The 12,841-nt window shown below is 50.5% G+C and carries 10 protein-coding genes; all 10 read right to left on the reverse strand.

Translation table 11 applies throughout. The features are described 5' to 3' along the window. Nucleotides 1-85 precede the first annotated feature (85 nt). Nucleotides 86-1,837, reverse strand: a complete 1,752-nt coding sequence (locus ABC336_RS02515; protein ID WP_413237158.1) for a sensor histidine kinase — start codon at nucleotides 1,835-1,837, stop codon at nucleotides 86-88. Nucleotides 1,838-1,852: 15 nt separating this feature from the next. Beyond that, a complete protein-coding gene (locus ABC336_RS02520; protein WP_413237159.1) occupies nucleotides 1,853-3,406 on the reverse strand; it encodes a response regulator in 1,554 nt (517 codons plus the stop codon). A 196-nt stretch (nucleotides 3,407-3,602) separates the two neighbouring features. Beyond that, complete coding sequence (spo0A, locus tag ABC336_RS02525; protein WP_413237160.1) at nucleotides 3,603-4,409, reverse strand: sporulation transcription factor Spo0A; 807 nt, start codon at nucleotides 4,407-4,409, stop codon at nucleotides 3,603-3,605. Between the two features lie 284 nt (nucleotides 4,410-4,693). After that, nucleotides 4,694-6,016, reverse strand: coding sequence for a SpoIVB peptidase (gene spoIVB, locus ABC336_RS02530; RefSeq protein WP_413237161.1), 1,323 nt, complete (start codon nucleotides 6,014-6,016; stop codon nucleotides 4,694-4,696). 120 nt (nucleotides 6,017-6,136) lie between these two features. Next, nucleotides 6,137-7,837 carry a DNA repair protein RecN gene (recN, locus tag ABC336_RS02535; RefSeq protein ID WP_413237162.1) on the reverse strand — a complete coding sequence of 567 codons (1,701 nt, stop codon included), beginning with the start codon at nucleotides 7,835-7,837 and terminating at the stop codon, nucleotides 6,137-6,139. 52 nt (nucleotides 7,838-7,889) lie between these two features. Continuing rightward, nucleotides 7,890-8,348 (reverse strand): transcriptional regulator AhrC/ArgR, encoded by a 459-nt coding sequence (gene ahrC, locus ABC336_RS02540; protein ID WP_413237163.1) that lies wholly within the window; start codon nucleotides 8,346-8,348, stop codon nucleotides 7,890-7,892. Nucleotides 8,349-8,371: 23 nt separating this feature from the next. Continuing rightward, on the reverse strand, nucleotides 8,372-8,830 hold the full coding sequence (locus ABC336_RS02545; protein WP_413237164.1) for a hypothetical protein: 459 nt from the start codon (nucleotides 8,828-8,830) through the stop codon (nucleotides 8,372-8,374). A 231-nt stretch (nucleotides 8,831-9,061) separates the two neighbouring features. Further along, complete coding sequence (locus tag ABC336_RS02550; protein WP_413242425.1) at nucleotides 9,062-9,904, reverse strand: TlyA family RNA methyltransferase; 843 nt, start codon at nucleotides 9,902-9,904, stop codon at nucleotides 9,062-9,064. Nucleotides 9,905-9,921: 17 nt separating this feature from the next. Then, nucleotides 9,922-11,817: a 1-deoxy-D-xylulose-5-phosphate synthase gene (dxs, locus tag ABC336_RS02555; RefSeq protein ID WP_413237165.1), complete on the reverse strand. Its 1,896-nt coding sequence runs from the start codon at nucleotides 11,815-11,817 to the stop codon at nucleotides 9,922-9,924. Between the two features lie 116 nt (nucleotides 11,818-11,933). Further along, the gene (locus tag ABC336_RS02560) at nucleotides 11,934-12,836 is read right to left on the reverse strand and encodes a polyprenyl synthetase family protein (RefSeq protein ID WP_413242426.1); all 903 of its coding nucleotides are present in this window, start codon (nucleotides 12,834-12,836) and stop codon (nucleotides 11,934-11,936) included. Nucleotides 12,837-12,841 lie beyond the last annotated feature (5 nt).

The raw sequence follows: 12,841 nt of genomic DNA on the forward strand, positions 1-12,841 counted from the left end.
TTGTTGTAAGCACTTTCAGTATAGTTTGAAATCCATTTTCAGGGCACCCAACAAACTATATGCCTTACTTAAAAAAACAAATATGTTATTCCATATCAGGCGGTGTATCCGGCAGATGCAGATGAATTTCCGTTCCTTTGCCGGGGGCGCTCTTAATTTGAAAGGTGGCGTTGCTCCCGTAATGCATGCGAAGACGATAGTACAGATTTTTGAGTCCGACGTTGTCGCCGATCTCCTCGTGTTCATTTAGAGAACGCATCAGCCCTCTAAGCCGCTCCTCCTCCATACCGACGCCGTTGTCTTTGACTAGGCATAACAATAATCCATCCCTGCGCCGGATCGTGACGGAGATTCGCCCTGCCTCTTTCATCGGTTCAATGCCGTGAATGCTTGCATTTTCCACCAACGTTTGCAGCATCATTTTCGGCACCTTGCAAGAATAGGAAGACTCTTCCACATCAAGCTCATAATGAAGCTTTTCACCAAACCGATAGACCTGAATTTCCAAAAAGGATAATACCAGATCCATTTCTTCCTTAACTGACACCAGATCCTGATTCCACTGGAGCGACTTTCGGAAGATCTTGGCCAGATTGTGAATGATACGGGCTGTCTCAGTCTCTTCTTTCATCATGCTGCGTGTGCGGATCGTGGCTAGTACATTAAATAGAAAATGAGGATTAATCTGACTTTGCAAAGCATGCAGCTGGGCGCGGTTTCGTTTGAGCTCAAGATCCTTTTTCTGAATATCGGCCACATAGACATCATCGATCAATGTGCCGATCTGACGGGTCATACGGTTGAATTCACTCGTGAGTTGACCGATCTCGTCCCGATGATTTCCGTGAGCCACGGTCTCAAACGATCCATGCTTCACCTGCTTGACATGACGGACCAGGCGCACCAAACGGGTGCTCAGTGAACGGGTAATCCAGATAATGACCAATGTCGTCACGATCAAGTTGGAGATCGCCAGATACAGCACGAAGGATTTGGACTTGCTCACTTCCTCCAGCACATTATCTTCAGCGACCGCCAGTCTGATCGTCCAGTTGCCGAGATTGTTCACACCTGCCGGCTGTTCGAAGGTATAGGCTTCCGTCATCAGTAAAGAAGGATCAAAAGCGACCGGTTGGGATACCCAATCCAGGTCGCTTCGGTTCGTATATTGGATGATATCGTTCTCATCAAGCAGATAGACATCGCCGTCAATGATGGCAGAGCCAAACGCCTGCCGGATGGCATTCTGGTGAATATCGATTTTGACAATTTTGGTCCAGCGATTCGTATAATAATTCAGCTTGCGGATGACGCTGTAGTGATTTTCTTCGCCGAATGCCCCTTGCTCCAGGTTGCGCACAATAACAGAATGCCGGGATGCCTCCAGTTTTTCGAACCAATCGGCAGCTGTTACGTGCTCTGTAATAGGCAGGACATACCCGCCCCCGATAATCGTCGGATTGTCCGTATACAAACGGATTTGTTTGATGGAATTGTAGACAGGACTATATTTATTCAGGATCCAAAAGACATTGGTATTGTAGCTATCCACATATTCGTTGTCCGACATGTACTGACGCTCCAGTGATTCATTGAGAAAATAATCGGTGTTGAGGACATCAGATATGCCCATCGCAATCTCAAACTGGTCGCGCAAGTTATTTGCCGCTTTTTCCGCAGTCAGCATCAAATCCTGCATCCGCTGCGCTTTTACGTTGCTGCTGATGACCTGATAAAAAATCACATTGGTTAATACGATGGGAATAAGAACGCAAAGCAAATAGATAAGGAGCATCTTGTCGCGCAGTTTAATATGATTAAGGCTTAATTTGATCATATTCATACCTCTGCATTAGGATTTCGCATGAAGCTCATTGCGGTATTCACTCGGTGTCTTGTGTACCACCTTTTCAAATTGGGTAACGAAGTAATCTGCATTGCTGAACCCGACACGATCGGCAATTTCATACACGCGCAGTTCAGTCTGGCGCAGCAGACGTTTGGCTTCGCGCATGCGGGTATGCAGCAAAAAGTCATTAAAATATAGACCTTGGGTTTTTTTGAACAGCTGACCCAGATAGACAGGGTTCATAAAAAAATGGGAGGCAATTGATTTTAGGCTGATGGATTCATTGTAATGCGCTTCAATATATTGTTTTATCTTTTGAATATTGCCTTTACTTCCGTTTTTGCGAAGATCACTAATCAGACGCATGCTCTCACCCATGAATTGCTCAAAGATAACCCGAAGCCCTTCTATCGTCACAGGTGATGAAGACCATTCTCCCATTGCATGAAAGCCGGGCAAGTCGCGCACATCACCCTGCATCGTCTCGATGATCCTTGCTACACCGAATACCAACCGGGATACCGCACGGTTCACAGCCGACTCAGCAAATCGCTGCTCTTGAAATTGCAGGAAAATCTCATCCAGAGTCTGCTGCGCCGCTACTGCTTCCTGCTCCTCCATCGCTTCCATCAGGCGGCCAAATAGTCGATCCTCGATGTCACTGTATTGCAAAGGGATCGATTGCAGCTCTTCATACAAAAAGGGCATGCTGCCCGGAACCGCGTACTTGAATGCTCTCATCTGAATAACGCTGCGGTAGGATTCATGAAGTCCGGTTATATCCCGCACTGCCTTACCGGCATAAAGGTAGATGTGATCGCCCAATGTTTCCTTTAGCCTCGTGTGGAGAGTCACTAGATAAGTATGCCATCCTACAGATTCCACTGCTGAATCATTAATCAATAACGCATAAACTCCTGATTGTCTCTTGTGGATATAAGGCACTGCAGGATGGCAGAGCTGGCCAATGGTCTCGGCAGCCACTTCTTCATGACATCCACTTCCTGGCCGGGTATGGCAGTTATTGAACTCCACCTCGATATAACGTGTCTCGGCTCCAGTCAGTCTCAATGTGATCTCAGCGTCCTTCGTCATGCTTGCAGGCATTCTGCCGATCATCACCTGTTCCAGGTAAAATTGATACTGCTGGCGCTCTCTCTCTGCCCGATCCTCTCGCTGCTCGGTCAAGATAAGGTTCAACTTGGACAATAGTTGTTCCATTTCGTCTTCATCGATCGGCTTCAGTATAAAGTCTTCCACACCGAATCGAACTGCTTGCTGTGCATATTTGAAATCATTATAGCCGCTGACAATGACAAAGATAGGACTTGCTTTTTTTTGATCTTTGACAGCCTGGATAAGCTCCAGCCCGTCTAACTCCGGCATCCGAATATCAGTTACGACAAGATCCGGCGAGGTTTGTTCAATGATATGAAGCGCTTCTTCCCCGTTGGCGGCCTCGGCAACGATATCGAATCCGTGTTTGTTCCAATCCGCAAATTGCTTGAGTCCTTGCCTGGCGTAGATTTCATCATCCACCAATACAACTTTAAACATGGTTGTCCCTCCTCGAAGGTAACCGCTTTCAATTAGTATACCTCAATTGGCTGCCGGATGAAATTGAAGAAGTTTAGATTTTGCTTAGGTAATTATAGGTTTTGTTAGGAAGGATAAAATAAAAAAAGGAACCCGGAGAACCATCCCGGATTCCTGATCAGACGGCTTACAAATCATTTAAAAACTTCTAACTCTTTCAAGACACTTTATGTTCAATTCTCAGCTTGTCAGCCACCATCGCGATAAACTCGGAGTTGGTCGGTTTGGATTTGCTGATGTTGATTGTATAACCGAACAGGTGACTGATACTATCGATGTTGCCTCGCGTCCAAGCGACTTCAATCGCATGACGAATGGCTCGTTCAACGCGGGATGGGGTCGTTTTGAACTTCTCGGCGATTGCCGGGTAGAGTGTTTTAGTAATCGCTCCCAAGATCTCGATATTGTTGTATACCATTGTGATGGCTTCCCTCAGGTACTGATAACCTTTAATATGAGCGGGCACACCGATTTCATGGATGATACTGGTAATATTGGCGTCCAAGTTTTTTCCTTTGGCCAAAGGAACCACATTGGATTTGGGAATGCTGCTGCTAAACGCAGACGTCGACGTTACAGAAGCATTGCCGACCAGCTGGCGTATTCGGTTCGCAAGAATTTCCATATCGAACGGTTTCAAAATGTAGTAAGAGGCCCCAAGCTGCACTGCTTTTTGTGTAATGTTCTCTTGACCGAAGGCGGTCAGCATAATAATCTTTGGCGTCGTCTGGAGATTCAGTTCACGGAGACGTTCGAGAACACCCAGACCATCCAGGTGAGGCATGATAATATCAAGAATCAAGACATCCGGTACCTTATTCATCTCCTCCAATTGACGAAGGACTTCTTCGCCGTTATAAGCAATTCCCGTGACAACCATGTCTTCTTGTTCAGAAATATACTCCGATAACAGATTGGTAAATTCCCGATTATCATCCGCCAGTAGAACTTCAACTTTTTGCAATGGTTGGTCCTCCCTTTAACATCTGGTTTTGTACAAACCTATAATCTAGAACAATATTTACAGATATTGGCCTCTCAGCTACCGATAAAATCGATACTAACCAGATCTGCTTGTACTACACGATTTCGACACCGGCCATCGAAATCCTTCTGTCGAAAATTATTTTTCTTTATTTTTTTTTCTTAATCCTTTATAATTAATATTTTGCTGCAAAAGTCGGGATCATTCGAAATCATTCATTGTTTTTCGACAATGAGTCAATAAAAATAAACTCAAGGCGGCAGCTAGCTCGCCTTGAGTTTGGGTGGGTTGGGACTGAGCAATACCCCAGCATCCTGAAGCATCCATTCGATGAAGCAGCCGTACCCGGATGATGGATCATTGACGAATACATGAGTCACTGCACCGATGAGTTTGCCGTTTTGAAGAATCGGGCTGCCTGACATGCCTTGGACGATACCGCCGGTTTTCTCGATCAGCGTCTTATCCACGACTTTGATGACCATTCCTTTGGTAGCCGGAGCTGCCTGTTTAGAGACATGGGCAATCTCAATCTTAAATCGTTCTACTTTTTGACCATCCAACACGGTAAGGATCTCCGCTGGCCCTTCCTTTACTTCTTCTGCGAATGCAATCGGTACTGGTTTGGTATCATAACTGTGAGATGGCAATTCGCTCATTTGTCCGAAGATGCCGAATGCAGTATTCCGTTTCACGTTGCCGAGTATTTTGCTGTCTCTCAAGAAGTGTGCGCGTTTCTCTCCGGGTTCTCCATGCTGGCTCTTATTGATTGAAGTCACATTGGATTGGACGATCTGACCATCTCCGACCTCGATTGGAGACTGGGTATCCATATCGGTAATAACATGGCCCAAAGCACCGTAGACACCTTGATCGGGTGCGTAAAAGGTTAACGTGCCAACGCCAGCGGCAGAATCCCTAATATATAACCCTAACCGCCAAGCTTGGTCTTCAATATCAAATACCGGCATCAGCTGTTTGTTGATGAGTTCATTCTTGCGCTTGATGATGAGATCCAGCGGTTTACCAGCCGTTCCTGCCTTTTTTACTACTTCAGCAACTTTGGCGACTTCGTTCAGGTGGATGCCGTTAACTTTAACGATCAGATCGCCTACGTGGATCCCCGCTGCTTCTCCGGGGGACAACTTCTGCTGTGATGCTGCAACCTGATGATGTCCGACAACCATGATGCCTGCAGATTTTACCTTAACACCAATGGTCTGACCGCCAGGGATGACTTTCAGATCCGGAACGACGTTGACCTTGACGGTTTTAAAGGGGATCTTACCGAATAATTTCAGGGTCATAAAGGTCTGCCCGCTCCCATGCGGCTCCAGTGCAAGCGGACGATTCAGATTCACTTGAACCGAACGGTCTGTTGAACCGTTCACGCGGACGACATCAGGATCAACCGTCAATTGTGCATGCACAGGCATCGCATAATTGAGCTGTGTCAGTTGACCGGTGAATAAGCGCAGCTCATTCGGAAAAGATGCAAAATGTTGAAAAGGGGAGGAAAGCCCGATCAGGCAAACGATGAGAGCTAATGCCAGACCGATCCATCGCTTTCGTTGACTGGAGTTCAATGGTTTCACGCTCCCTATGGTTCCATCGCATGACGGTGCGGACACCGCCAATGGCGTACCTATAAGGTAACCCCGCCAACACCCTTTTATGTCCTACAAAACATTCCCGAAATGGCTCGGTTACGCGCCTTTTTGTCTGCTTGCAAGATCCAGCATTTCCTGTGCATGATGTCTGGTCTTCTCGGTTACTTCGACGCCGCCGAGCATTCTGGCAAGTTCTTCGATACGCTTCTTGATCTGCAATTCGGTGACCGATGTCGATGTTCGTTCTTCGATAATGTTCTTGCAGATCTCGTAATGGTGATCCGCCATACAGGCGACCTGAGGCAGATGGGTAATCGAAAACACTTGGCACCGCTCTGACAGCGCCGACATCCGCTCGGCAATCGCCTGGGCTGCGCGTCCGCTGACACCGGTATCCACTTCGTCGAACACGAGTACCGGCACGAGATCAATCCCTGCAAAAATTGCCTTCAATGCCAGCATGATTCGCGACATCTCTCCGCCAGAAGCAATCTTGTTCAATGCTTTTAGCGGTTCACCGGGGTTGGGAGCTATCATAAATACCGCTTCATCAGCGCCTTGTGCCGTCAACCGCAACGCTTCGCCGTCACGCAGCTGATCGAGCTGTACGCAAAATGCTGTCCTTCCCATTTGGAGATGCTGGAGTTCCGACTCGATCGCTTCAGCCAAGCGCACTGCCGCATGACGGCGCAGACCGGAAAGTGTCACCGCCTGAGCCATCGCCGTATCAAAAGCCGCCTGTTCTTCCGCACGCAGCTGCTTGATATACTCGTCCCTATTCTCCAGCTTGTCTGCAGTCGCAGTGATCTTCTCCAAGTACGCAAGGATATCCGGGATGCCCTCTCCGTACTTGCGCTTTAAACTGTGGATCAGATCTAATCGTTCTTCGATGGCAGCAAGACGCTCCGGGTCGGCTTCGATGCTGTCACGATAGCTGCGAAGCTGGAAGGCAGCATCCTCCGCCTGATAATAAGCCGATTGAAGCTGCTCCACCAGCGGATCCAACACGACTTGATCATATGTGCGGATGTCTTCCAGCCGGGCAACGGCGGCTCCAAGCGACTCCAGTGCGCCTCCAGCTTGTAAAAGTGAATAAGCTTCGGAAGCATAGTCCATTCTTTTCTCTGCATGCGTTAGTTTGCGTTTCTCTTCCAGTAATGATTCATCTTCGCCTACAATCAGTGCTGCGCTGGCAATCTCCTCCATCTGGAACTTGTACAGGTCCAACATCTGCATGTTCTGCCGTGCGTTCTCTTCGAGCTCTCGCAGCCTTGTTCGTATCTGCAGGTGCTTTCGGTATGCTTGCTGGTATGATCGTTTCTTCTCCATGAGCGGACTGCCGGCATAAAGATCTAACCACTCCAAATGCTTCTCGGTCTTGATCAGCGACTGATGCTCATGTTGGCCGTGGAGATTGATCAGACACTCACCAGTCTCGCGCAGCATACTCAGATTGACGATCTGACCGTTGATACGGGAGATGCTCTTCCCTTGGGCAGATACCTCCCTGCGGATAATCAGCATCTCTTGCGGATCGGCGGCGATGCCTAGACCGGACAGCACCGACCATACCGGATGGGTCTCAGAGAGGTCGAACATGGCTTCGATCTCTGCCTTATCGCAGCCATGGCGCACCATCTCTGTTGAGCTGCGGCCGCCGGCGATCAATCCCAGCGCGTCGATCAGAATAGATTTGCCTGCGCCGGTCTCCCCTGTCAGTACATGAAAGCCTTTATGAAAACCGACGACTACGTGTTCGATTACCGCCAGATTGCGTATGGACAATTCCCGAAGCATGTTTAACCTCTCCTTTACTTCATTTCTGTTGACGTCTTCACTACGCTTATCCTCAAGTCTCTTGGTTCATCAGGGCAACAATGCGATCTACAACCTCGCGGCTGTATTCTGTATTCCGGCAAATGATCAGAATCGTATCATCGCCGCAAATGGTCCCCATAATTTCTTCCCATTCCATGTTATCAATCAAAGATCCAAAGGCATTAGCCGTGCCTGGAAGACTCTTCATAACGACCAGATGATCGGTGTAATCAATGTGGACGAAATGATCCAGCAAAGCCCGCTTCAGCTTATGGATGGGTATGTAGCGCTGTTCCTGAGGCATTGCGTATTTGTAATTTCCCGATTCGGTCGGCACCTTGATCAGCTGCAGCTCCTTGATATCTCTTGATACCGTAGCCTGTGTAACCTGCATCCCGCTGCTGCGGAGCATATCAACCAGGGCATCCTGGGTCTCGATATCGTGGCTGCCGATCAGTTCCCTGATCTTGATATGTCTGTAGCCTTTCATGGACGGCACCCCTCTTCTCTGTGTCATTCATTCACGTGGAACCGGATTACGCGGATCTGCCGGTGCTTCGCATCTACATAGAGAACGCCGCTGCTGGACGGGACGAGCAGCGTGTATACCAGGAGGCGGTCGCGGATCCCGCTGCCCGTCCAATCTATCGGCATACGATCCCTTGCTGTCTTGACCAGATACAACTCGCTATCCTTCTCAGCAACATAATCAATATAGAGCCGACTGCCAAGCATCTCGCCATCCAGTTCTACGGATACTGGAACCCGGTGCCTGGCAGAAGTGACCGTGTAGCCTTCAATCTCCAGCAACCGGACATTCTCATCGCCAGGATCCGGCTCATCTCCTCCGTCCAGCATGATCAGCTGGGAACCTACGGGTTCGTGAAGCCAGATATAAAACCGCCTATAGACCCAAACGACGAACAAGATGCCGACGATAATCATAATAAACCAGTCACTGATATGGCCCAATCCGCACCGCCTCTTTCGTGAATGGATTACCATACACTTCGCTGCGGGCAAGTAAAAATCCTGTATAAAAATTACGAACATTTGTTTGCTTCATTACCAGTGTACCAAATTGTTGGCGAGATGGCTATACCCAAAATTAAAAATCATCGCAACAATATGGTGTGCATTCTCCCAAAAAAAAAAACGATGCGCAGGAATTGCACATCGTCGTTCTTCGCATGTATCGTCCAGCTAGCTGCCTTTCTTCCCCGTAAAGACGTTGGCTGCATCTTTCACCACCGCAGCTATCTCCTGGGCTCCCGGCGAGGCTCCAGCCTCGCCGGGCTGCCAATGCCAATAAGCTAAAAATTCGATGTTGCCTTCTCCGCCGGTAATCGGCGAGTACGTCAAACCCTGCAACGCGAATCCGAGCTCTGCAGCAAATCCCAAGACGTGCTCCAATACCTGGGTGTGCACGACAGGATCGCGTACGACACCTTGTTTGCCAACCTTCTCTCGTCCTGCTTCAAATTGGGGTTTGATCAGCGCCATCACACCTGAGCCGGCAGGGAGCAACGCGGCCAATGCGGGCAGGATGATCCGGAGCGAAATAAACGAAACATCAATCGTCGCGAAGCTCGGAGCAGGCCCCTTAAGATCCTCTGGCTTCATGTAACGAAAGTTGGTCCGCTCCATGACGCACACGCGCTCGTCCTGGCGAAGCGACCAGTCCAATTGGTTGTATCCGACATCGATGGCATACACATAAGCGGCGCCGTGCTGCAGGGCGCAGTCTGTGAAGCCCCCTGTCGATGCTCCGATATCCAGCATTGTCCTTGCTTCAAGATCAATGCCGAAATGGCGTAGTGCTTTTTCCAGCTTCAGCCCGCCCCGGCTGACATAGGGATGAACAGCGCCCTTCACCGTCAGTTGAGCTGTCCTAGACACCTTTGTGCCCGCTTTTTCGATCCGCTCGCCGTCGGCCAGCACCAATCCGGCCATAAGCGCCGCTTTTGCTTTCTCGCGGCTCTCATAGAAGCCCTGTTCAACTAAGAGCAGATCGATTCGTTCTTTCATTGTTTTTGCAGTCGTCATCATCGTTCTCCTGCCGGTTACTGGGTTGAAGCGCTCTTGTGTTGTCGGGGCAACAGCTTGATCAGCTCAGATGCCACCCGCTCGCCGGTAAGCCCCGCATCCCGCCGTTGCTCCTTGATCGATCCGTGCTCGATGAATTCATCCGGGATACCCACGATGCGTACGGCCATATCATGAATATCGCGCTCCGAGTAGAATTCGAGCACCGCGCTGCCAAGTCCGCCTTGCTGCGAGCCCTCTTCGAGTATGACGACACGCTGGCCTTCGGAGGCAAGCTGCAGCAGCATATCCTGGTCGAACGGTTTGATGAAGCGGGCATTGATTACACGGATACTCAGCCCGTTATGTTTTAGCAGCTCAGCCGCTTCGTCGGCAATCTGCAGCATCGGGCCGACCGCGATGATCACTGCGGAGTCGCCGTCGCGGACTACATCCCAGGTGCCGATCGGGATCGGAGTCATCTCCTTGTCCATCTCCACGCCCGTCCCGTTGATCCGGGGATACCGGACAGCGATTGGACCACCGTCATAGGCCAGTGCCGTCTTCATCATATGACGCAATTCATTCTCATCCTTTGGCATCATCAGCACCAGATTAGGCACGTGACGCAGGAATGCGATATCAAAGACGCCGTGATGGGTCTCCCCGTCAGGACCTACAAAACCGGCCCGGTCGATAGCAAATACAACGTTAAGATTCTGACGGCAGATATCATGGACCACCTGGTCGTATGCCCGTTGAAGGAACGTCGAATAGACAGCGAATACCGGTTTAAGCCCTTCCATAGCCAGCGCCGCAGACATCGTCGCCGCATGCTGCTCCGCGATTCCGACATCGATCATCCGCCCCGGGAAACGGTCGGCGAACTTCAGCAGTCCGGAACCTCCCGGCATCGCCGGGGTAACAGCAACGATACGCTCATCCTGCTCCGCCAGCTCGATCAGCGCGTCTCCGAATACTTGCGTGTACATCGGCGGTCCGACAGCCTTCAGCACCTGCCCGGACTCGATCTTGTAGGGCGATATGCCATGCCACGTATGCGAATCCGCTTCGGCTGGCTTATAGCCTTTGCCTTTGGTTGTCAGCACATGCAGCAGCACAGGCCCATTGACGTTGTTCGCCTGCATGAATGCTTCTTCCAGCTTCTGCAGATCGTGTCCGTCCACCGGACCAAGATAAGTGAGCCCGAACTCTTCGAACAAAACGCCGGATACGACCATATATTTCAGACTATCCTTGACCCGCTCTGCGGTCTTGGCCAGCTTGCCCCCGATGGCGGGGATTTTGTTGAGCAGATACTGCAGCTCCTCCTTGGCCTTCTTATAGGTCTTGTCGGAACGGATTTTGCCGAGATAGTTATGGATGGCGCCGACGTTAGGGGCAATCGACATCTCGTTGTCATTGAGCACGACAATCATCTTCCGCTGCTCATGGCCGATATGATTGAGCGCTTCCAGCGCCATGCCGCCCGTCAGCGCTCCGTCGCCGATAACAGCCACGACCCTGTGGTCTTCCCCTTTGAGGTCGCGGGCCATCGCCATCCCGATCGCCGCAGACAGTGAAGTACTGCTGTGCCCGGCTTCCCAGACATCATGCTCGCTCTCCGCCCGCTTGACGAAGCCGCACAGACCTTTGTATTGGCGCAGGGTGTCAAACCGGTCCATCCGTCCAGTCAATATCTTATGCACGTACGACTGGTGCCCCACGTCAAAGATGAATTTATCTCGAGGACTGTCATACAGATAGTGCATGGCAAGCGTGAGCTCTACTACGCCTAGATTAGGGGCCAGATGACCGCCCGTCGCAGACAGCTTCTCGATCAAGAATTGTCTAATTTCCTGTGCCAGGCTTTCCAGCTGTTCCATCGACAGCGTCTTTAAATCCTTTGGTTCGCAAATTTGTTCCAGCAGCACGTGTTTTCCTCGCTTTCCTGGACTGAAAACACTGTTGTCCATGAACGTGTAACTTTTTCAGCTATTATAGCACACATCTATATATAAACCCAATCCGACCGTTTAGAACCTTGTCGTTAATGGTCGCGCTGCATCAGATAATCGGCGATTTCCTCGAGTCGCGCAGGCTCGGGAAGTTTCGCGATCTCCAGACTCTGCTTGGCCTCGGAAGTAAGCTGCTCGACCAGTTCTTTGCTCTTGTCCAATCCGAGCAGATACGGGTAGGTTACTTTCTTTTGCGCCACGTCGCTGTTCGTTTTTTTGCCGAGCTTTTGCTCGTCTCCCACCAGATCAAGGATATCGTCCTGAATCTGAAATGCCAGTCCAAGCTTGCGGCCAAATGCCTCAAGCGCTTCAAGCTGCTGCGTCTCGGCACCGCCGACACGGCCTCCCGCGAGCAAGGAAAACGCGATCAGGTCGCTCGTCTTGTGGAGGTGGATATACTCCAGATCAGACAATGCCGTGACGCCCTGTTCTCCGAGTATATCAGCCGCTTGTCCGCCGACCATCCCTGCTGCGCCTGCATAATAGGCCAGATCGCGGGTGATCGCAAGTGCCGCTTCGACGGTTACGAGCTCATGTTCGGTTGCTCTGGTGACGGAATGAAAGGCGTGCGTAAGCAGCGCATCGCCGGCTAGCACGGCCATTGCTTCGCCATACACTTTGTGATTGGTTGGCTTGCCTCTGCGGTAATCGTCGTCATCCATCGCCGGCAGGTCGTCATGGACGAGCGAGTAGGTGTGGATCAGCTCGATCGCGCAGGCCACCGGCATCGCCGCCCGCTCCGCCTCTTCGATACCGCTGGCGGCATGTGCTGCAGCAAGTACCAGAATCGGCCGCAGACGCTTGCCGCCTGCGGTGATCGAATACATCATGGATTCGCGCAGCGGCTTCGGGATATCCCAATCGGCAGGAATGATCACGCTGAGCGCTTGTTCTACTGCCTGAGCCTGTTCTGCTATATAATCACGTATGGTCATCAGCT

The sequence above is a fragment of the Paenibacillus jepli genome, assembly GCF_047238105.1.
Classification (GTDB): domain Bacteria; phylum Bacillota; class Bacilli; order Paenibacillales; family Paenibacillaceae; genus Paenibacillus_D.

What these genes read in the sequence shown, in the direction of transcription:
- ABC336_RS02560 (WP_413242426.1), bottom strand. Translation starts at nt 12,836, where the DNA reads ATGACCATACGTGATTATATAGCAGAACAGGCTCAGGCAGTAGAACAA.
- ABC336_RS02515 (WP_413237158.1), bottom strand. Translation starts at nt 1,837, where the DNA reads ATGATCAAATTAAGCCTTAATCATATTAAACTGCGCGACAAGATGCTC.
- ABC336_RS02520 (WP_413237159.1), bottom strand. Translation starts at nt 3,406, where the DNA reads ATGTTTAAAGTTGTATTGGTGGATGATGAAATCTACGCCAGGCAAGGA.
- recN (WP_413237162.1), bottom strand. Translation starts at nt 7,837, where the DNA reads ATGCTTCGGGAATTGTCCATACGCAATCTGGCGGTAATCGAACACGTA.
- ahrC (WP_413237163.1), bottom strand. Translation starts at nt 8,348, where the DNA reads ATGAAAGGCTACAGACATATCAAGATCAGGGAACTGATCGGCAGCCAC.
- ABC336_RS02550 (WP_413242425.1), bottom strand. Translation starts at nt 9,904, where the DNA reads ATGACGACTGCAAAAACAATGAAAGAACGAATCGATCTGCTCTTAGTT.